Annotated in this window: 19 protein-coding genes; 9 read left to right on the forward strand and 10 right to left on the reverse strand. The window is 34.2% G+C overall.

The window, feature by feature from the left end:
- Positions 1-233 precede the first annotated feature (233 nt).
- The gene (locus tag H5J24_RS10450; RefSeq protein WP_068943232.1) at positions 234-1,208 is read right to left on the reverse strand and encodes a dipeptidase; all 975 of its coding nucleotides are present in this window, start codon (positions 1,206-1,208) and stop codon (positions 234-236) included.
- Between the two features lie 21 nt (positions 1,209-1,229).
- Positions 1,230-2,417 carry a DUF4932 domain-containing protein gene (locus H5J24_RS10455; RefSeq protein WP_068943231.1) on the reverse strand — a complete coding sequence of 396 codons (1,188 nt, stop codon included), beginning with the start codon at positions 2,415-2,417 and terminating at the stop codon, positions 1,230-1,232.
- Between the two features lie 92 nt (positions 2,418-2,509).
- Here H5J24_RS10455 and thrS point away from each other — a divergent pair, with 92 nt between their 5' ends.
- On the forward strand, positions 2,510-4,429 hold the full coding sequence (gene thrS / locus H5J24_RS10460; RefSeq protein WP_068943230.1) for a threonine--tRNA ligase: 1,920 nt from the start codon (positions 2,510-2,512) through the stop codon (positions 4,427-4,429).
- 147 nt (positions 4,430-4,576) lie between these two features.
- On the forward strand, positions 4,577-5,077 hold the full coding sequence (infC, locus tag H5J24_RS10465) for a translation initiation factor IF-3 (RefSeq protein WP_027372223.1): 501 nt from the start codon (positions 4,577-4,579) through the stop codon (positions 5,075-5,077).
- Between the two features lie 172 nt (positions 5,078-5,249).
- On the opposite strand, the gene H5J24_RS10470 is transcribed toward infC, so the two are convergent.
- On the reverse strand, positions 5,250-5,810 hold the full coding sequence (locus H5J24_RS10470) for a hypothetical protein (protein ID WP_068943229.1): 561 nt from the start codon (positions 5,808-5,810) through the stop codon (positions 5,250-5,252).
- A 147-nt stretch (positions 5,811-5,957) separates the two neighbouring features.
- Between H5J24_RS10470 and H5J24_RS10475 the strand changes: the two genes are divergently transcribed.
- Positions 5,958-7,031 (forward strand): resolvase, encoded by a 1,074-nt coding sequence (locus H5J24_RS10475; protein ID WP_068943228.1) that lies wholly within the window; start codon positions 5,958-5,960, stop codon positions 7,029-7,031.
- 167 nt (positions 7,032-7,198) lie between these two features.
- Complete coding sequence (locus H5J24_RS10480) at positions 7,199-7,693, forward strand: hypothetical protein (protein ID WP_232816287.1); 495 nt, start codon at positions 7,199-7,201, stop codon at positions 7,691-7,693.
- A 408-nt stretch (positions 7,694-8,101) separates the two neighbouring features.
- Here H5J24_RS10480 and H5J24_RS10485 read toward each other — a convergent pair whose 3' ends face one another.
- From H5J24_RS10485 to H5J24_RS10515, 7 genes are all read right to left on the reverse strand, one after another.
- Entirely contained in the window at positions 8,102-8,731 is a 630-nt protein-coding gene (locus H5J24_RS10485; RefSeq protein WP_068943225.1) for a response regulator transcription factor, read from the reverse strand.
- Positions 8,732-8,736: 5 nt separating this feature from the next.
- On the reverse strand, positions 8,737-10,944 hold the full coding sequence (locus H5J24_RS10490; RefSeq protein WP_082811208.1) for an ATP-binding protein: 2,208 nt from the start codon (positions 10,942-10,944) through the stop codon (positions 8,737-8,739).
- A 126-nt stretch (positions 10,945-11,070) separates the two neighbouring features.
- Positions 11,071-11,421, reverse strand: a complete 351-nt coding sequence (locus H5J24_RS10495; RefSeq protein ID WP_232816288.1) for a hypothetical protein — start codon at positions 11,419-11,421, stop codon at positions 11,071-11,073.
- Between the two features lie 383 nt (positions 11,422-11,804).
- Positions 11,805-12,182: a hypothetical protein gene (locus H5J24_RS10500; protein ID WP_082811207.1), complete on the reverse strand. Its 378-nt coding sequence runs from the start codon at positions 12,180-12,182 to the stop codon at positions 11,805-11,807.
- Positions 12,183-12,203: 21 nt separating this feature from the next.
- Entirely contained in the window at positions 12,204-12,365 is a 162-nt protein-coding gene (locus H5J24_RS10505) for a hypothetical protein (RefSeq protein ID WP_167386996.1), read from the reverse strand.
- A gap of 82 nt (positions 12,366-12,447) precedes the next feature.
- Positions 12,448-12,975 carry a hypothetical protein gene (locus H5J24_RS10510; RefSeq protein WP_082811206.1) on the reverse strand — a complete coding sequence of 176 codons (528 nt, stop codon included), beginning with the start codon at positions 12,973-12,975 and terminating at the stop codon, positions 12,448-12,450.
- 499 nt (positions 12,976-13,474) lie between these two features.
- Entirely contained in the window at positions 13,475-14,941 is a 1,467-nt protein-coding gene (locus H5J24_RS10515; RefSeq protein ID WP_232816289.1) for a hypothetical protein, read from the reverse strand.
- Between the two features lie 514 nt (positions 14,942-15,455).
- On the opposite strand from H5J24_RS10515, the gene H5J24_RS10520 reads away from it, so the two are divergent.
- The 5 genes from H5J24_RS10520 (at position 15,456) to H5J24_RS10540 (ending at position 20,693) form a co-directional block, all read left to right on the forward strand.
- Positions 15,456-17,225 (forward strand): glycosyltransferase family 39 protein, encoded by a 1,770-nt coding sequence (locus H5J24_RS10520; RefSeq protein WP_068943219.1) that lies wholly within the window; start codon positions 15,456-15,458, stop codon positions 17,223-17,225.
- A gap of 93 nt (positions 17,226-17,318) precedes the next feature.
- On the forward strand, positions 17,319-17,516 hold the full coding sequence (rpmI, locus tag H5J24_RS10525; protein WP_002979658.1) for a 50S ribosomal protein L35: 198 nt from the start codon (positions 17,319-17,321) through the stop codon (positions 17,514-17,516).
- A 120-nt stretch (positions 17,517-17,636) separates the two neighbouring features.
- Positions 17,637-17,981 carry a 50S ribosomal protein L20 gene (gene rplT / locus H5J24_RS10530; RefSeq protein WP_034694451.1) on the forward strand — a complete coding sequence of 115 codons (345 nt, stop codon included), beginning with the start codon at positions 17,637-17,639 and terminating at the stop codon, positions 17,979-17,981.
- Between the two features lie 284 nt (positions 17,982-18,265).
- The gene (locus H5J24_RS10535) at positions 18,266-19,489 is read left to right on the forward strand and encodes a M28 family peptidase (RefSeq protein ID WP_232816290.1); all 1,224 of its coding nucleotides are present in this window, start codon (positions 18,266-18,268) and stop codon (positions 19,487-19,489) included.
- A gap of 25 nt (positions 19,490-19,514) precedes the next feature.
- Positions 19,515-20,693, forward strand: a complete 1,179-nt coding sequence (locus H5J24_RS10540; RefSeq protein WP_068943217.1) for a M28 family peptidase — start codon at positions 19,515-19,517, stop codon at positions 20,691-20,693.
- The last annotated feature ends 60 nt before the right edge of the window (positions 20,694-20,753 follow it).

Genomic DNA, 20,753 nt, shown 5'->3' on the forward strand with positions numbered 1-20,753 from the left:
TGCAAATCTATTTTCTTTTTACTATAATTTCAAAGATTTATATATTAACAGGTCGCTCCTCCGGAGCTCTCTTTTAAAGACACTTCATTTTTTCTACTAACAGTAGATCCCGATGGGATCAAATCCAGCTCCAATAGGAGCTAATTGTTAATAAGAAGTATTTGTTTTTAAAATTAGAGCTCCGGAGGAGCGACCTGTTAATTACGCTTTGATTTAATCAGATAAGGATAATTTTATTTATACATATTCTCTATGAAATCCAATGCATTTCTGTGACTGATCTTTTCTAACAATTCGGAAGAGAACCTTTTTTCAATTTCTTTATTAATCTCCAGATAAGCTGATGCATTGGAATGTTCTTCAAAGAAAAACGGATGGCGTGAAGTGTCCGGATGATCTTTCCAATAGAAATAGTCTGCTCCATAGGCAATATTGTTTTCACCACCCAATTCTAATCCATACTGAATATGTTCATAAAGCCTCTCAGGATGGTCAAGGTCCACGTAATCTTTGATGAAATTCAGGCCAATCAATCCATTTCTTTTGATAACTTCTTTGGCCAGTTCATCCGGAAGATTTCTCTTATTATTATACACTGTTCTGTAGTTGGAATGGCTTGCCAGAATAGGAATGGAATAATTTTTCTGATCGATATAATTGAAGATATCGTAAGCTAATTGATCACTTGTATGAGCCAAGTCGACAGCAATTTTCCGGTCTGCGATATAATCAATCAGTACTTTACCGTCTTCCTTTAATCCGGCAGTTGTACTATTCCCTCCTCCGAAACGGTTTTCAAGATGATGGGTAATCCCGATATAAAGTACTTTTTGTGCATTTTCAATGAGGATTTCCAATTTTTTAAATCCGGAGTCCAAAGCTTCATTTTCATCACAGAAAGCAGATGCATTTTCGATGGAGGCAATAACTCCTACCCGATTTTCATTCTCAGGATTGTTATAATTTCCATTTTCGAACAAGAAGAAGTTTTCATTTTTGATGAGATCTGAAAATAATTGACTCTGCTTCAGTCCGTAAGCTGTACTCCCTTCTCCAGTTCCTGCGTACATAGCCATTATCTGGAGTTTTACATTTCCTTCCTGCAGATAAGGCAGTGAGCATCCTATTTCTCTGTCGTCAATTGTTGAATTTGACCTTAGTAAATAATATAACAGGTCACAGTGTAGATCAATGTTTATTGTATTCATAGTAGGAAGCAATTTATGGTTTTATTTTTTGTTCTGAGCTAATGAATTATTGATAAATTCAATATTTGAATTTTCAAAAACCTTTATCAATTGGGGTACAAAATCTCCAAACTTTCTATATTTTTTTCTGTTGGAATGATATTCCTTAAGCTTTTTTTCTAACAGAGGAAGGAAGATAAAGTTGTTTTTCAAGTGATATTCTTCTAACTTTTTAGCTCTTTCAAAATCTTTCTGGATTCTTGCGGTTTCAATTTCGCCAAGTCTCACCAAATGCTCAGCAACACATGTTTGATAGTCTCCATAACCTCCTGTTTTTATCATTGTTTCCTTTAAATATGATTTTTCAAACAAATCTTTGAACTTTTCAAGCTTATCCTTATGCAGATATACTTCTTTATTTACAAATGAATGTCCAAACTCATGAACACTTAAAAACCTTGCCTGAAACTGATTGTCATACCCAAATTGTCTCTTATTTTCAACTTTCACAAACGGACTTGCTATTTCATAAACGTCTGTTTTTCCGGATCTGGAAATGACGTTGGTCCCAATCCCTCTTCCTTCACCATCTGTTATCGGCCACATCATCATCGGAGAAATAAGAATGGTATAAGAATTAAAACCTTCACCATAAAACTGTTCCATAGCATTGGTGAAGCCGGCAGGAATATGCTTGTTATACTCATTTATTCCTCCTTTGTAGAAGGCTTTGTTCTCGATAAAAAACTGATTAATATTTTCTTGTATATAGAATTTTGAAAGCTTAGACAGATAATCTTTTATTAGTTCGGTAACTTCTTTGTTCTGCTCCCCTGTCAAATTATTGCTGCTAAACTGATAATCACTGTTCCATTCTGTGGCTGGAAATTCTTTGTGATGCATCAACGGATTCATGAAGATATCATTTCCTGAACCATATTTTTCAAGCAAAACATCATTAACTTTTGCTGTAGCTATTGCTATATCTGAGTTCTTCAGGTGTCCATACTTTTTCAAAGCATTATTTACAATAGGTTGGTAAACAGAACATTCTTTTATTTTATACAATTCGAAATCTTTATTGTTTTTCCGATGCTCAGCTGAAAGAATTTCTGCGAGAAAATAAGTCTCAATATTCTTATTGAAATCAACAGAAAATTTGGATGATTTTTTTTGCGAAAAACTAAATATCGAACTTAATGAAACTAAAACAAGCAGTATCTTTTTCATTTTTGATATTAATTATCATTCTAAATATAAGCTAATATAGTATTTTATCTAAAAAATGCGTATTTTTGCATCTTAAAATTTCTTAGTAAACAATGATAAAAATTACACTTCCAGACAATAGTGTCAAAGAATTCGAGGGAGCAGTTACTCCCCTAGATGTGGCAAAATCTATAAGCGAGGGATTGGCTAGAAATACCATTTCCGCAATTGTTAATGACAAACAAGTAGAAACGACCACACCTATAACCACGGATTCTACGGTACAGCTTTTAACCTGGAATGATGATCTTGGAAAGAAAGCTTTCTGGCATTCATCTGCTCACCTTTTGGCGCAGGCTATCCTAGAATTTTATCCTAATGCTAAGTTGACCATTGGTCCGGCAATTGAAAGCGGATTCTATTATGATGTAGATTTCGGGGATGAAAGTTTATCTGAAAAAGATTTTGAAAAGATCGAAAAGAAGGTTCTTGAAAATGCAAAGAAAGGATCTACATTCTCATTATATCCGGTTTCAAAAGAAGATGCTTTAAAAACATATGCTGATAATCCTTACAAAGTGGAATTGATCTCTAATCTGAATGATGGAGAAATCACTTTTGTAACACATGATAACTTTACAGATCTATGTCGTGGAGGACACATTCCAAACACCGGACTTGTAAAGGCTGTTAAGATTTTAAATGCTGCAGGAGCTTACTGGAGAGGAAATGAAAAGAATCCTCAATTAACAAGAGTATATGGTATTTCTTTCCCTAAACAGAAAGAACTTACTGAATATCTTGAAAGATTGGAGGAAGCTAAAAGAAGAGACCACAGAAAGCTTGGTAAAGAGCTTGGAATCTTCGCATTTTCTGAAAAAGTAGGTGCTGGTTTACCGCTTTGGTTACCAAAAGGAACAGCTTTAAGAAGAAAATTAGAAAATTTCCTTTCTGATGCACAGAAAAAAGGAGGTTACGAATTTGTAATGTCTCCACATATCGGAGCTAAAGAATTGTATGTAACTTCAGGTCACTGGGATAAATATGGAGCAGACAGCTTCCAGCCGATTAAAACTCCAAATGAAGGAGAGGAATTTTTATTAAAGCCCATGAACTGTCCGCACCACTGTGAAATCTACAAAACTTCACAATGGAGCTACAGAGACCTTCCGAAAAGATATGCAGAATTCGGTACTGTATACAGATATGAGCAAAGTGGAGAACTTCACGGATTAACAAGAGTTCGTGGATTTACTCAGGATGATGCTCACTTATTCTGTACTCCGGATCAGCTTTCTGAAGAGTTTGAAAAAGTAATTGATTTAACGCTGTATGTTTTCAAATCTTTAGGTTTTGAAGACTTTGTAACTCAGGTATCATTAAGAGATCCTGAAAACAGAGAAAAGTATATCGGTTCTGATGAAAACTGGGAAAAAGCTGAAACTGCAATTATCAATGCAGCAGAGAAGAAAGGTCTTAAAACTGTAGTTGAATACGGTGAAGCGGCATTCTACGGTCCTAAACTTGACTTCATGGTGAAAGATGCATTGGGAAGAAAATGGCAGCTTGGAACTATTCAGGTAGATTATAACTTACCAGAAAGATTTGATCTTCACTATATCGGGAATGACAATGAGAAACACAGACCAGTAATGATCCACAGAGCACCATTCGGTTCTATGGAACGTTTTATTGCGATCTTGTTGGAAAACACAGCAGGTGATTTCCCTCTATGGTTGAGCCCGGATCAGTTCATCATTCTTCCGATCAGTGAAAAATATGTAGATTATGCAAAAAAAGTTTCACAATTTTTGGAAAATCACGATATTAGCGGTCAGATTGATGACAGAAACGAGAAAACGGGTAAAAAGATCCGTGATGCTGAATTAAAGAAGATTCCTTTCATGCTTGTAGTGGGAGAAAATGAAGAGAAAGAAGGTACGATTTCTGTAAGAAGACGTGGTGAAGGAGATCTTGGAGTGATGAATCTGGAAGATTTCGCAGCTTACTTCAAAAAAGAAGCAGCCGTTTAAAAATAAAATTAAAGTATTGAGAGATTAAGAATAGCCTCTCAATACTTTAAATATAAATAAGTAGTTAACCAATAAAATTATAATACAATAGCACAAAGATTTAACAACAGGGGCCCACAAAGACGTCCTGTACAGGAGGACTTACACTTGATCAACGATAAAATTCGTGTGAGAGAGCTTCGTTTGGTGGGCGATAACGTAGAGCCGGGAATTTATCCAATTGACAAAGCAAGACAGATTGCTGCAGAACAAGAATTGGATCTAGTAGTAATTTCTGACAAGGCAGAACCTTTTATTGCAAGAGTATTGGAATACAAGAAATTCTTATACGAGCAAAAGAAAAAACAGAAGGAACTTAAAGCTAAGCAAGTAAAAGTGGTCGTAAAAGAGATCCGTTTCGGACCTCAGACTGATGACCATGATTATGAATTCAAAAAGAAGCATGCTGAGAAATTCCTTGAAGAAGGTTCTAAACTGAAGACCTACGTATTTTTTAAAGGACGTTCGATTATCTTTAAAGACCAGGGAGAAATCTTGCTTTTAAAACTGGCTCAGGAACTAGAGCATGTTGGTAAAGTAGATCAGCTTCCTAAACTTGAAGGAAAGAGAATGATTATGATGATGAGTCCTAAAAAACCGGCAAAATAATTCAATCATTATTTTACATATAAAAACCTCAAATTACTTTGAGGTTTTTTTTTATAAAAGCTTTCATGGTATATTCATCAAAAATAGAAAGAGGGATTATGTAGATACCTTTTGTTTTCGAATAATTTTCTTTCATCACTCCCCCTTTCTACAGGTTATTTAGTATTAGTTTTTACCCTTCAAATTCGCCACACTCATGTTCTTTAAAAAGAGATAATGCTTTTTTAGTTGTAAAATATTTGGCGACTCTTTTATTATGTAATTCCAGTTTTTGGCCTTCAATAGTTAACTCATAAACAGGTGCTTTATCGATCTGTGTTAGAATGTAAGTCCTTTCTGATGTTTTCATAATCGTTGTATTACCTTCACCGGAGACCATGAAACTATTAATTTCAAAGGTATCTTTTTCATCACAGATATTTGTCCATACCATTTTATTTCCTGTTATGGATAAGCCTGCCAGATCGCATGAATAACAATTTCCGGAGAACTCTATTCCATATTTTTCATACACATTGGTGTTTTTGGTATCCAAAACATCAATAGGAACCAATGTTGAGAAATCCTTTGGTATCTCTGTTTTAGAATTGGTTTTCTTTTCTGAGACAGGCTTAGAATCTATATCTTCTTTGGCCGTCATAAGGTCTGTTTTATCTGCTTCTTTTTCCGTTGCGGGAGAACAGGAAGCGAGTAAAACAATCACTAATGAAAAGCTGGTTATTACGTTTTTCATCTCCTATTAATACTTAGTTTTTTCGGTTGTAAAATTGTTCAAAATATATGGTTCAATATATCCCTGTTTTCAGCCATTTTTCCCTTGTAATCAAAGGTTTTATTGGCTGCTGATCCGAATACCGATACATTTGCCAAAAAATAAAAAATGAAACCTTTATCTCAATTCTTTATATCTTCTATGATTGTTTTTATGGGATGTAATTCTAAGAACAAATCATCAGAAGCCAATAAGACAGAAACTGAAGTTACACAGAAGGCCATAACATTTGCCGATTTCAAAAAGATAAAAGGAGTAGAGAATGTACAGGATGTACCTTTTGAATTATCGACTAAGCGGGATTCTATACAGTTTTTTGTATCACCGAATAAAGAGGCTGCCCATCTGAAAATAGCTTATAATAAACTTCATAATTATTACGGATTTGAAGAGTTTGATGACTTCTACTCTATTCATTACAGCATTAATAATAATATTTCAAACAGCATCGAAGCTTTTGTCTTAAAATCAGAATTTACAGCTGCGTTTGATCTGACGTTACAAGGGGTGGATCTTTATCAGATCAGAAGCAGTACATTCAAAGAAGTTCATGATTCAAAAAATAAGTCATTCAGTAAATATGGGACGATAACTGAAGTTTCAGAACAGGAATTTACAACAGCTTCTAAAAATAGAATTAATGAAGCCTTAATAAAAAATCCTCAGATTAAACTAAAAGAAGGCAACTGGATTTCTACAGAAAATGCCAAAGAAACCGTGATTACACAACATGAAAATGTCTCTACAGAAGATGGAACTTTATCCAATGAATATATTGGGCAGTCACCTTATCTGCATCTGGAAGTTTTCAAGGAAAACTCAGTAGAGACTATAGATACATACTATTCTTTTTATAATGTAAAAGCAACAGCAGATTTTGCTTTGTTTACAGGGGGATATCCACAGATTCTTCCCAATAAGAACTGGATTTCTTCTATCTCTTCAAATAGTGAGGTAGGAAGTAATTTTGAGATCAATCAATATAAGGAGCAAAGCCATAATCAGGAAAACCTTTTGTATATCAACTTTACTAATTTCAAAATTGCTGACGAAAAGAAAGCTTTCTGGACGAATAATGACACCTTCTATGCTGAAGTATATCCTGTCAATTCTGCTTCATCCAAGGGTAAAAAGCAAAAGACAGCTTTCATAAAAATTCAGTTAAAAGCTAATCTATTGTAGAAAAGAGGTTGAAATAAAATAAAAACCCCTGAAACCGGCCAGTGTTTATGGTGGTAAAGTCCAATATCTTTGCAACAGTTATTTAAAGATATACCATGAGAAAAATAAGCTTAACATTTCTTTTTTGTTTGCTAAGTTTTATAACTTTCGCACAAACATTAAAAGTAGTGATTAAACAGGACGGAAAAGTAATTGAACCCGTAAATGATGTTTATGATCTGAAAAAATCACCTTTCGTATTTGAGTTTACATCGACCAATCTTGAAGGTTTTTTAGTAGGAGCAACGACGAATAAAGATATTTATGCAGGAGCTCTGGGGCTCATCAATACTGAGGTTCCGTGGTTCCAGAGTACAGGAATGGCTGAAGAACTCTATAATAAGGATAAAGAAATGTTTCTGATGGATTCTGCCCCTTCCTATTGGTATTATACAGATGTTAAAGATCACAGATTCGATAAAAATCCTAAAGGTACTTTGAAACAATGGACAGCTACCCGTACGATTACAAGGTTTTACGATATTATGGTAGATCAGCCTGTCAACTTAAAAGACTTTGATGGAAGCGTTTTTCTTTTTATGTATCAGCCTGAATATAATGATGAATATGATTTAATTGGAAAGAAAAACCTGTTCCAGGCGGCATTAAGATTTAAAGATTAATAATTGAACACCTAATTTTAAATTTATATAGAAAAGGTCTGCTTTTACGATGTAAGCAGACCTTTTTGCTGTATTAATATGGCTGAAATATTGACAATACTTTAAACCATTAAGATTTTTAAAAGAATAAGAAAGGTTAAGGGAATTGTTAAAGCAATATCTTAAATTCATATTTGATGAAATTAACTTGCTTTTTGGTGACGCAAAGTTTTATTTTAAGTTACGCTTTATTTAAGGAAGCTAAGATTTGAATCAATTATATCAATTCTTATGAAGCGATAGTTTTACCATGTGTTAAAGGCATTTGACCACAAAGGCACACAGATTTTGAAGCAATTATCCCTAATATTTTCAAAATCATCTGTGGAAACTAAAGACACGTTGTACCTACTCAATACATTGCATATTTTATTCTATAATCAGGCCGTATTCTATGGCCAGTTTAATGGCTGAACTAAGATTAGAAGTCTGAAATTTTTCAATAAGATTTTTTCGGTGGCTTTCTACAGTGTGTGGGCTGATGAAAAGCTTTTCTGCCATCTGATTGGTGGTAAGCCCTTTGGCAGCTTCGGCCAGAATTTCTTTTTCTCTTCGGGTTAGTTTGGGAACCTGGTTTAATCCATCAGCTGATTTTTTCTCCAAGACAGACCTTGTTTGTGAGCATAAAAACTGATTGCCAGTATATACGGCATTAATTCCTTCCAGGATTTCAGAAACGGAAGCATTTTTTTGAATGTATCCTAAAGCTCCTTCAGCTAAAGTACTGTTGATGACAGGCAGTTCATTGTGAACACTCAACATAATAATCTGAAGATTTTCGTATTTTTTCTTTAAAGGCTTTATCAGTTCGATACTGTTGATGTCTGCCAGGTTAATATCTAGCAGTAAAATGTCAACAGCTTGTTTTTTCAAGCCTGCATTCATTTCCGAAGCATTTTTGTAGCAATCTACCACATCTATGCTCTCATTATTTCCTAAAATATTCTTCAACCCTTCCAATAGAAGCGGATGATCGTCTGTTATGGCTACTTTTATCATGTTTATTAATGAATAGGAATCTGAAGCTCTATACTCGTACCAATATTCAATTGGGAGTTGATATTCATTGTTCCTTTTAAAAATTGTACTCTTGATTCTATATTATGAAAACCTGCTGTTTTTCTAAAGTCTAAATTGGCAGGATCAAACCCTTTCCCATCATCTTCTACTGTAAGGTTTAATATTTTATCTTCTTCACTGATCTGGATGATAATTTCTGAGGCTTTGGCATGTTTTATAGCATTGTTGACCAATTCCTGAATGACTCTGTAAATAAGCAATTGTTTTTCTTCCGATAAGGAATTACTGTAATTGATAAATTCGGTATGAATGTTTAATGCACTGTTGGACATCCTTAAAGCAAATTCCTGAATGGCTGCTACCAAACCGTATTTCATTAATAAATCAGGCATTAAATTATGAGCTACCCTTCTTAGCTCTTCCACAGCTCCATCAATCTGGGTAATTGATTTTGAAATTCCATCTTCTATATTTTCAGATTGCTGAGGATCTAAAATAGACAACTGAAGTTTAGTTCCTGAAAGTAAACCTCCTAATCCATCATGAAGATCCCTTGCCAGACGGCCACGCTCTTGTTCCTGCCCTTCCAGCAATGCAGTAAGCGTGGAGATTTTGGAGTTTTGTTTTTCTTTTTCCATGGCTAAAGCATGCAGCTCATCCCTTTGTTTAATCGATTTTACACGCTGTTTATAGGCATAAAGCAATAAGAAAATCAGGACGATGAAGATGAAGATAAAAACAATATAATAGGTATTGATCTTTTCTTTGAAGGCCAGCAGCTTTTTATAACTGTTGATATCATTATTCTTTTGTTGGGTTTCCAGTTTTGCCAAACGGAGCTGCTGTTCTTTTTTCTCTGACTCCAGTTCTGAAAATTTTAACCGTTCACGCTGATTTTCTTCTACCAGTTTTAAGTTATTGTATACTTGCTCTCTCTGTGCTCTCAGGATGTTGATCAACTTAATTTGCTGTGCTTTCTTATCACTTTCCAGTTGCAGTTTTATATACTTCTGTTCCTGTCGTTCTTTTTCAAACTGTGACTCTAATCTTTTGGTAATATCCAGTTTTTCTTGATCATAAACACTTTTGTATTTATCTACATAACTTTTATAATAAGTCAATGCTTCTTTATAATTGCCTTGTTCTTCACTAATTCTTGATAACGATTCAAGAATAGATAATTCTATATTATGATCTCTAACCGGGCTTTTCCCAATTTCCATGGAGGCTTTCAGAAAGTAAGACTTTGCTACATCGTAATTTTTATCCTGAATGGCCAGTTCTGCCAAAATCCCAAATGAAGAAGCAATATGAATAGGATCACCGGTTTCCAGACTTACCTTGTTGGCCAGTTGAGCGTATTGCATGGCTTTATCAGGGTTAAATTCCGTATATAAATTGGCTAAATTAATGGCTGCATAGGAAAGATTGCTCTTATTAAGCATCGCTTCACTATTTTTATTGAAAGTCGTAATCGCCTGCAGATAGTATTGCTCTGTTTTATTTCTCAGTTGGATATCAGATGGGTTTTGAGCGTACTTTTGTTCATACATGTAGCCCATTCGCATATACGCATCAAAGATCAGGTTTGGATCATTTTGTTTGGATGCCAATAGTAGAAACTGTTTGCTGTATTTTTCTTCCAGCTGATATTCGTTCAGGTTGGAATAAATTGCAGATAATTCTTTAGCTACATTACCAAATCTTCCATACAGTGTAGACGTTGTTGGCGAATTTTCATAATAGTTAATTGCTTTCAGATAAGCCGCAACAGCATCTGTGATTTTATTATTACGAGTGAGAATCCAGCCTTTTGCATACTCCATATAACCTTTCGCCTCATTGCTATTCGTCTTCAAGCTATATACCCTGGCCATCTCAAGACTTTTTGAAGACTCAGCTTCTTTATTATCCAGTCTGTAATTCATTGCCTGAACAGCATACAAAATAGTGGCATATTTTCCATCAGTCTGTTTTGTGGCAATGGAAATATTATAGGCCAAAATCTGGTAGGATTTCGGTTTGAATTTATGAAAAAATAAGGCCGTAGCATATCGGGGAGCCAGACTCAGCTGCTCTATTGTTTTGTCTGAAGCATTATTATATTCCTTCTCTAATTTGTTTAAAACACCCTGTGCCTGAACAAAAAACGGAAAAATACATAAAGTGAATATGAATAATAACCTGTACATCAAACCCTTATCTCTATTAAATTTTATTATTGTAAAGAACGTAAATATAAGTAAAATACTTGCGAATCAATTTAGAAACCATGTTATTGCTATTTCAATGCACCATAATTATTAAACTTGACATTTTTATTTTCTTATAAGCTGTAACTGCTTTCCTTTTTTCACAAGGTCAAAAGACATGGTCTTTGCTGGCCTGAAAACCTGTGTCGGTGTATCACAGAAGTCAGACTTGCTAATACTATCGATTTCCATTTGTATTTGATTCTTTTCTGTGAAATAATACTTCCCGTGTATTTTTGTAAAACAATCGTTTCCACATTGCCAGGCATCATAGCTATTAAAGTTTTCTGAGCCTAAAAAGTGTACTGCATGAAAATTGAAGATCAATGCCGTATCTCTTGGAGACATATAATAGACTTTCGGGCCATCGGGAACAAGAAGTCCGCCTTCGTTCACAATCCACTCGGTATTTTTCAAATAATTCGGAAAATTTGTTTTTTTTCGTGCAGATTCTTTGCAACCACAAACTGTAATTAACATAGAACACAGAAAAGGGAAAACGAAAATGTTTTTCATACAATGGTCTTTAAGTTATTTAATTTACTATTCCGTAACCTCGAATTTTGTATTTAATTTTTCAAAAGCAACTTCCTTATTAATAATTTTTTCAAGTTCATCAAAAGTGAGCATGCCTTCAGTCTTACATTCTCCTCCCTTAGATTTTTATAGGTGTATTTAAAAATATCACGGGTATAAATATCTTCTAAGATTTCAATCTGTCTTGGAGTTTAAGTATTTCCGGTGTATGTTTAACTGGTTTTGCAGATATGAATCTGATATCAGATTCACCATTTTTATTTCTATATTACAATTTCATCGCTTCCAAAGTCATTTTCCATCCATCCATGGAATCCAATGCTCATTCCATCGCCATCAAGCGTATTCAATTCTTTTATTACATCATCATCTTTATACAGGACAATATTGGTTTCTAATGCTAGACGATAATTTTCGTTTTCTAACGGATCAAAAATTCCGTCCATTTGCATCATCATTCCATAAATCGTATTATCAATGGTCTTTAGATGAGCTTCACGAAGTGTTTCATCTATTTCTTTAGGGAGTTTTCCAATGGCATATTTCCTAATATTTTCAAAGATAATATATCCTCCTCCATGCTGCATCCACAGTTCACGATCACGTTCATCTGATGGCGGGTTTGCTAATTCTTTTTTCATACTATTAATTTGCTAATTCTTTTATAATACAATCAGATAAGTTCTCAAAAAATCATCAGACTTCAGCTGTAAAGTATACTCTCCTTTTGCTGATATTTTCTTCAGAATTGGATCTGTAAAAAAACAGGCTGCTCTTTTAGTATTTTCGGCTTTTTTACTCAGTTTTATAAATTCTTCAAGCATAAACTCTTTTAATTTTTATTCTATAGTTTTTATTCTACCTGGATTGAATAACCCTTTTTATCTTCAAAAAGCTTGAGGTCATTTATATTTTCGGAAAGAAATTAAAGATTTGTTGAGCAATAAGTTTGGGATTGGAATCTAAATCATTGTTACTTCTGTCTTCATACAATTCAACTCTTATGATTTTAACATCATTTGGTATTTTGTAGATCTCATCTTTTGTATAATTATACCCCAGAATATTAGCATTTTCTTTACCAGGAATCTTTTTGATCTCTACGTAATATCTTAGGGTAATAGCATTACCATTTCGTTCTCCTTTTTCAAAACGAATTTTTCTCACCTGATGAATGGTATGTCCGCTGGAGCTGATATTTCCCTGTAGGCGAAACTGCAGTGTTTCAGTATTTTTAGAAAGCATTAAAATCTTGGGACTAAGACGTTCCGTAACAGCCTTACGAGTTGTATAGGTTTGGATTTTCCCTGTTTCGGGAATCTCTTTTGTAACCCGTTTGGGTTCTGTGTAAATCGGAGAAGTCTGCAATTTCTGAGTATTGCTTTTACATCCCAATAGTACAAAAATTGAAGTTACAGCTACAAAATATTTCACCCGCTTATCTTTAATAAAATCTTTGAGTGAAAGATAACTAAAGATATTGGATCAAAATATCCCTGATAATGGTGGTTTTTGGACTTCCCAATTCGTCTGACTCTAAGTATAGGATTCATTAATGTAAGTCATATAAAAATAAAATGCCGCTAAACCTATGGCAATAATTCCAGAAATCAAAAATAAAAGAAAATAATAAATCGGCTTCTTATTTTTCTTCCGGATGGAATTAATGATAAAAATAATAAACGTACACAAAAATCCCGCTCCGAAAAAGAGGATCAAAATAGTAATGAATAATAGTCTCTCCAAATGTAAATCTACGGATGACAGCATATTTTTAATATTTAAATTACAAATTAAGGGGGCTGGAAGCTGTGAGCCTGAAGATGGAAGTTATGATAGTCATAACAATTACTGTTTATCTTTTTAATTTAACTACAAGATGTTCATTGCTAATGATAACAGAAAGCAACTTCCAGCTTCCAACTTTTATACATCACTCTTTATATTCCTTCCCGGAATAGATATTAATATAATAGTACTGTGTCTTCTCTGAACCAGACTTCAGACTCACCAAGCCACCTGAATTGATGGATTGATAAGCTTTGGAGCCAATATTTTTTTTATGTTTATTATCAAAAAGGATATACAAACCATCCTCCTCTTTTTGAAGGGCATAGATCTCTTTTTCTGTGTCCAGTACTGAGATATTATGATATTCAGGCTGTATCTCCCAGATATTTTCACGACTGTTCCATAAACCCATGGTTCTTAATTGCTTTTCATCCTCAATTCTCATAAGGTACAAATCATTCATTCCTGTGTAAGAATTTATTTTCCCGAACTTCCAGTTTTTGTTGATATATTGATCCGGTAAAATCATTTTTCTGTCAGGCCAGACCAGATATCCAACCTGATCCAACACTTTAAAATTATAAGTATCAATAGAATCTGTTACCTTTCCTTCTGTATCAATATATAGCCAATCATACGCCCAAACCTCATGGTCATAATTAAAAACTCCTAATAAAAAATAAGGTGAATTGGTAATAGAATACACTAAACCAGCCTTTTTAATGAAATCAATCTGTGAAGCGGTTGCTTTTGTAATTTTCTTAGGAAATACCTTTTCATATTGTGGAAAAAGATATACATCATTGGTTTTGCTGTTTGTTAAAAGCTTAGGAACCTCCGGTTCATACCGTTCTTTATTCACTTCATTTAGCGTGATCGTTTCCTGTCCAAACAAGATGGAAAGTGTTTCTGTACCTTTCAGTTCGTTATGAATTGCTTTTTTTTGACCTAATTGATATATTGAAAAGTGAGTATTGGTGCTTTTGATAAACCGTTTATTCTCTAAGAGCTCTGCAATATTATTTTCGATTTTATTGAGACGGTTTTTTTTCATTTCATAAAGAGTCCCATTCCAAAATATATGGTTCTCATCTACTGAAATAAAATTGAGATAATAATTATCCTCCAAATACGGAATATCTTCATGAAGCAAAACTTGTTGGCTTTCTAACACACCAATCTCTACTTTATGGTAAGTCTGTTCTTTTTTGATGCCACTTCCCATGATATTCCAGTCCCATTTCCAGACTGGCATTTTCTTTTCGTATTCAATCTCTTTTTTATAGAATGTAAGGCCATTGACAACATCCAAATTAATTTCTTCCGCCGAATAATCCCCTATTATTTTTCCGGTTTCATCTACAACAGCATATTCATTCTTTTCATTCACAACAACAGCAAAACCTGTAGGCGTAAAGGGTGATGCACTTTGGTATCTTTGATTATTAACAGGCTTCAGATTTATCTTGTCTGCATAAGCAAACTTATTCTGTTGAGTTAAAAGCGGAATACTATTGATGATTTTCATTTTTGAGAGCACTTGTGAATGACTATCTTTTTTTCCTGTGTGCAGGCAGTCACTGAGGTCAGCATTAAAAGGATACTGCATAGTGTTGTTTTCATCTTCGAAAATTTATTCATCATATTGGTCAATATTAAAAAGAAATGAAGGATGCTACAATCCCGATTATCGGCCATATTTCAGAAAGGTTAAGCTGTTGCTTTCTTAGATCCTTGAAGTATTGTTGATAATATTTAATATTTCAAGGTATTGCCCATGACAGATCAGAGCAAACACCTTATGGCCAACCTACGCTTCAGATGTAGCAGAAATTGTAGAAGCCCTGGATTTGAAATATACTATTCACGTTGGGGATTCTACTGGTGGTCTGATTTGCTTAAAAAAGACAGATTAGTTTCTTATCCCGGTTTTCCGCATGGTATGCCAGCTACTAAGGCTTAAATGATCAACAGAGATCTTTTCAACATTTTCAGTACATCATTTAACTGAGTATAGAAGAAAAACTACAGATATTTTATCAGTAGTTTTTTTATATTTTCGTTATTTTGCATTCGTTATCCTAAAAAGATTAGGAAACCCTTAGTATAAATACGTATTAATCATGAGATTAGGATATTTATCCTTTTTTTTCATAGCAGTGATCCTTTTTTCTCTCGGATGCTTCTATTATTACCCTTTCTTTTCAGATGACAGTTTGATTTCATTACGATATGCACAACGCTTTATTGAAGGAAAAGGTTTGACCTGGAATGATGGACATCCGGTTGAAGGATATTCCAATTTACTTTGGGTTTTAGGAGTATCTGTATTGGGCAAATTAGGCATGGATCTGATTCTTGCAGCCAGAATTATAGGCATTTTGTGTTCATTGGGAATATTGGGAAGTATTCTTTATTATTTTAGAAATAAAAATATACAAAAGGAATCTATTTTTCTGGGAGTTGCATTATTAGCTACTACTCCATGTTTTGCTGTTTGGGCAATAGGCGGGTTGGAACAGCCTTTATATGTGTTACTTCTGACCTTGGTTTTAATTGAGGTTTCAAAGATCATTAATGACCAGAATTTCAAAACCATATATCTGTTATCATTTTGGTTAGGCCTTTTAGCACTCACCAGACCGGATGGATTTTTATTTACTTTACTTACAGCAGGATTTCTATTGTTAGTCTATAGAAAAAAGAAAGATCAGTTCATTAAAATAGGGATCGCTGCAGCCATTATTTCAACATTATTTTTATTGGGGCAGCTTGCATTTCGCTATAGCTTTTACGGGGAGCTGGTTCCTAACACAGCTTTGGTGAAGGTAAAAGTGACCATTCATCATGTTTTACGCGGTGGATTTTATAATGTTAAGGCATTCTTCGGTACTCTCTTATTGTCAGTATTAGGATTAATATCCCTTTATAATCTTGTAAGGAAAAAAAATCTTTTCGGATACTACATATTACTGTTAGCAACAGCCTGGGTTGGCTATGTGACTTCGGTTGGCGGAGATATATTTCCAGCTTTCAGACATTATTATGTTGTACTTATACTTTTTGTTTTCTCTATTATTTTTGGATTGCATTATTTTAAAAAGATCAATCTTACCTCAAAAAAAGCAAGCTGGTGTTGGGTTTTTATTTTAATACTAAATGCGTGTATGCAGACTCTAATTATGGATAATAAATATGCCAATGATGAAAGATGGGAGTTCAGAGGAATGAAACTGGGAGAAACTTTGAAGAAAACTTTTCCTAATCAAACCCTTCTTGCTGTTACTGCCGCTGGCTGTATTCCTTATTCGTCTGAGCTGCCTGTTGTAGATATGCTGGGTTTAAATGATTATTATATCCCAAGACATCCGCCTAAAAATTTCGGGAACGGATCTTTAGCGCATGAACTGGGTGATGCTAACTATGTTATGGACCGAAATCCTGACATTATTATTTTCCATATTGGAGGTGAACTCAACTTCAATATTGGTGATCAGCTGAAAACCAATACGCTTTTCAACAACAATTATATTAAAGTAAAAGCAAGGGGAAAAGATCAGGATTATCAATTATTTTTTAACAAATACGGGAAAAATACGGGGATTAAGAACAAGGGAAACCAATTAATTATTCCTGGATACCTGTTCCAGACTTCATCAGATAACCTAAGTATATTTTCTGAAAATAAACTGGTAAAAACAATGGATAAGGGGAAATCTTATATTCTGTCTATTGACAATCTTCCATCGGGAAATTGGAAAATTGCAGATTCAGAAAAGAAAAATGCAGAATTAAATACTGATATTCATATGAAAAATGGGCAGTTAACCCTTGAAATTATCCCGCAAAGCAATATGTTTTTAGAAAGTATTGTCTTGGAAAGGGTATATTGATATTTTTTTCGTACTTTTGCAAACTATTATTCCTAATGTCTTTAGGAAACCATAAACAGATATTGATAACAAAAACAATAAAAAAGCAAAACAATGCCAAAATTAAAAACGAAATCAGGTGCTAAGAAACGTTTTGCTCTTACCGGATCTGGTAAGATCAAAAGAAAAAACGCTTACAAAAGCCACATCTTAACTAAGAAAGAAACTAAGCAGAAGAGAAATCTTACTACTACTTCTTACGTAGCTAAAGTGGATGAGAAAAGCGTTCAACGTCAATTAGCAATTAAGTAGTTTTTATAAATCTATATTCGGTTTATAAGAATTCAAAACAAATTCAACAATTTAACCCTGAAACGGTGCAAATAAAGAGTAACATCAGTTGCCGCCCTTTTCAAAAAAACAATTTAAATTATGCCAAGATCAGTAAATGCGGTAGCTTCAAGAGCTCGCAGAAAGAAAATTTTTAAGCAAGCTAAAGGTTTTTTCGGTAGAAGAAAGAATGTTTGGACAGTAGCTAAAAACGCGGTAGAAAAAGCAATGCAATATGCTTACCGTGGTAGAAAAGAGAAGAAAAGAAACTTCAGAGCACTTTGGATCACTCGTATCAACGCGGGAACTAGAGAGCACGGAATGTCTTACTCTCAATTTATGGGAGCTCTTAAAAAGAACAACATTGAGCTTAACAGAAAAGTTTTAGCAGATTTAGCAATGAATCACCCTGAAGCTTTCAAAGCTGTTGTAGATCAAGTAAAATAATGTAGAATACTATTTTTGTTATCAATATAGTCCCGGGTTTTTCCCGGGATTTTTTGTTTACAAACAAGAAGGTTAGCTGAGGCTCAATGCTTTTGATATGGGATGTAAAAAATAAGCCTGAAATGATATTGGGATTAAAATAAAATTAATTTTAAGGTCAAATAATACTACAGACCCTATCATTATCAAAAAACCAATTAAATATAAATAAACAACACTTATTTGTGAAATAAAATCCCGATTAATCCTTATATTAGCAATCGAAAAATAATTCAATTGAATAAATGAAAAAGATCGCTGTTTTTTTATTTACCTCGCTAGCATTGCAAAATATAGGAGCCCAAAATTTTATACAAGCTTATAAAAACAGAGCGGATATGGTTTCTCAAACCAATATTACAAACAATCTTACTTATTTTGAAAGTCTGGGCGTAAAGACAACCGGGTCCACGGCAAATACCAATGCTCTGAATTGGTTGAAGAATAAATATCTTTCTTATGGGTATACTGCAAGCCAAATTGAGGAAGATCCTTTTACTTACTTGGATTTTAATGGTACTCCTATAAGTTCTAAAAATTTGGTCATTACCAAAACAGGAACTGTTTATCCTGATAAATATGTAATTATCTGTGGGCATTTTGACACCATTACCGGACCTGGAGTGAGTGATAACGGAAGCGGAACTTCTATTCTTTTAGAGGCAGCAAGAATATTGCAAAATGTTCCAACTGAATATTCCATTAAGTTTATTCATTTTTCAGGAGAAGAGCAAGGTTTGAAAGGCAGCTACCATTATGCAGACAATATTGCCTACCAGGGAAGTACCCGTAAGCTGGATATCAAATTAGTATTTAATATTGATCAGGTAGGCGGCCAGCTAGGTAATAACAATAATACGATAATATGTGAAAAAGACATCAGCGGAATGTCTGGGAATAATGCAGCATCAGCTACAATTACCCAAGAGCTGGCTGCTTGTACCGGACTTTATTCTCCGCTTCTGACTTCTACTTCTAATGCCTATAGCTCAGATTATATCCCTTTCGAACAAAAAGGAGAAATTATTACCGGCTTTTATGAATATATCAGAAGTGAAAACGAACACACAACAGACGATACTTTTGCCAATATAGATCCCGTTTATGTCTTCAATGTAGGTAAAGCAGCGGTAGGAGCATTACAACATTTTGCGATTGCTACAACAACCAATAATATTCTGGGAACCCAGGAAACTACAGGTCAAAAATTATCAGAGGATTTTACCATTTATCCTAATCCGGCAAAGAACCTATTAACGCTGGAGCTTCCACAAAAGCCACAACAATTTACTGTTGAAATTTCTGATATGACAGGCAATATCATACTTCGTGCTGAGAATCAGAATAAAATAGATACTACTCCATTGAATAATGGGATGTATATGATTTCAGTAAAAACAGATAAAAACCATCTCACTAAAAAAGCTGATCATCCAAAAATAACTCATAGATATTTTCTGGTTCGGTAATATATATTAAGTCTTATAAATCACGATGAAAAAAATAACCTCCTTTTTACTGATTGCTATAGCCTCACATACTCTTAGCGCCCAGAGTTTTATCCAAGCCTATAAAAACAGAGCTGAGGCGGTATCTCAGACGGATATTATCACCAATCTGCAGGAGTTTGCCAGTTGGGGAGTCAAAAAAACAGGGACTCAAGCCAATACCAATGCACTGAACTGGCTCAAAAATAAATATCTTTCTTATGGATATACAGCTAGCCAGATGGAGGAAGATACTTTCCCCTTTGGAAATACAACTTCAAAAAACTTAATCATTACAAAGACAGGAACAGTATATCCTGATAAATATGTGATTATCTGCGGGCATTTTGATACAATTACCGGCCCGGGAGTGAATGATAACGGAAGCGGAACCTCTATCATGTTAGAAGCTGCGAAAATTTTAAGAACCATTCCGACCGAATATTCTATTAAATTCATCCACTTTTCTGGCGAAGAGCAAGGACTTTTAGGAAGCTATCATTATGTAGACAATGTTGTTTATCAGGGTAATAATCGTGTCCTGGATATTAAACTGGTTTTCAATCTGGATCAGGTAGGTGGTGTGATGGGAAATACCAATAATACGGTATATTGTGACGAAGATCAAGGCGGGCTTCCAGGTAATAATGCAGCATCTGCAACGATTACTCAAGAGTTAAGGAATTGTACAGCTTTGTATTCAACACTTCAGACTGCTGTAGACCCTGCTGAAGATACAGACTATATCCCATTTGAGGAAAGAGGTGAAATCATCACAGGTTTTTTTGAAAGAATCAGAAGCTCATTTCCCCATACGGTTAATGACACTTTTGCCAATACTGACCCGGTGTATATTTACAATATTGGAAAGGCTGCTGTAGGAGCTTTGCAGCATTTTGCAGTTGCCACTACCCAAACTTTGGGAACCCATGAGCTTCCGGTAAAAAATAATTTAGAATCTATAAAAGTCTATCCTAATCCGGCAAAGGATTTCATCAACATTGAATTTCCGGATTCCAAAATAAAGAATTTTAGTTTTGAAATTACTGATTTTGAGGGGCACTCTTTGTTTAAGACAAATAATGAAGCTAAAGTTAATATTTCAAAACTTGAAAACGGTGCGTATGTTGGGGTAATAAAAGCTGGAGACCAAACTGTAGTCAGGAAAGTTATTGTCGCTAAATAATAAAAAATCTTTTTTAAAATAATTAACCCCTTTGAAATAATTCAGAGGGGTTTTTATTGC

The organism is Chryseobacterium capnotolerans (assembly GCF_021278965.1).
In the GTDB taxonomy this organism is placed as follows: Bacteria; Bacteroidota; Bacteroidia; order Flavobacteriales; family Weeksellaceae; genus Chryseobacterium; species Chryseobacterium capnotolerans.

Bases quoted from the DNA above. Each gene is read 5' to 3' on its own strand.
- H5J24_RS10505 (WP_167386996.1), bottom strand. From the start codon at position 12,365: ATGCTTGAAGAATTTATAAAACTGAGTAAAAAAGCCGAAAATACTAAA.
- H5J24_RS10490 (WP_082811208.1), bottom strand. From the start codon at position 10,944: ATGTACAGGTTATTATTCATATTCACTTTATGTATTTTTCCGTTTTTT.
- H5J24_RS10450 (WP_068943232.1), bottom strand. From the start codon at position 1,208: ATGAATACAATAAACATTGATCTACACTGTGACCTGTTATATTATTTA.
- thrS (WP_068943230.1), top strand. From the start codon at position 2,510: ATGATAAAAATTACACTTCCAGACAATAGTGTCAAAGAATTCGAGGGA.
- H5J24_RS10500 (WP_082811207.1), bottom strand. From the start codon at position 12,182: ATGAAAAAAGAATTAGCAAACCCGCCATCAGATGAACGTGATCGTGAA.
- H5J24_RS10485 (WP_068943225.1), bottom strand. From the start codon at position 8,731: ATGATAAAAGTAGCCATAACAGACGATCATCCGCTTCTATTGGAAGGG.
- H5J24_RS10535 (WP_232816290.1), top strand. From the start codon at position 18,266: ATGAAAAAGATCGCTGTTTTTTTATTTACCTCGCTAGCATTGCAAAAT.
- H5J24_RS10475 (WP_068943228.1), top strand. From the start codon at position 5,958: ATGAAACCTTTATCTCAATTCTTTATATCTTCTATGATTGTTTTTATG.
- rpmI (WP_002979658.1), top strand. From the start codon at position 17,319: ATGCCAAAATTAAAAACGAAATCAGGTGCTAAGAAACGTTTTGCTCTT.
- H5J24_RS10540 (WP_068943217.1), top strand. From the start codon at position 19,515: ATGAAAAAAATAACCTCCTTTTTACTGATTGCTATAGCCTCACATACT.
- H5J24_RS10470 (WP_068943229.1), bottom strand. From the start codon at position 5,810: ATGAAAAACGTAATAACCAGCTTTTCATTAGTGATTGTTTTACTCGCT.
- rplT (WP_034694451.1), top strand. From the start codon at position 17,637: ATGCCAAGATCAGTAAATGCGGTAGCTTCAAGAGCTCGCAGAAAGAAA.
- H5J24_RS10455 (WP_068943231.1), bottom strand. From the start codon at position 2,417: ATGAAAAAGATACTGCTTGTTTTAGTTTCATTAAGTTCGATATTTAGT.
- H5J24_RS10520 (WP_068943219.1), top strand. From the start codon at position 15,456: ATGAGATTAGGATATTTATCCTTTTTTTTCATAGCAGTGATCCTTTTT.
- H5J24_RS10515 (WP_232816289.1), bottom strand. From the start codon at position 14,941: ATGCAGTATCCTTTTAATGCTGACCTCAGTGACTGCCTGCACACAGGA.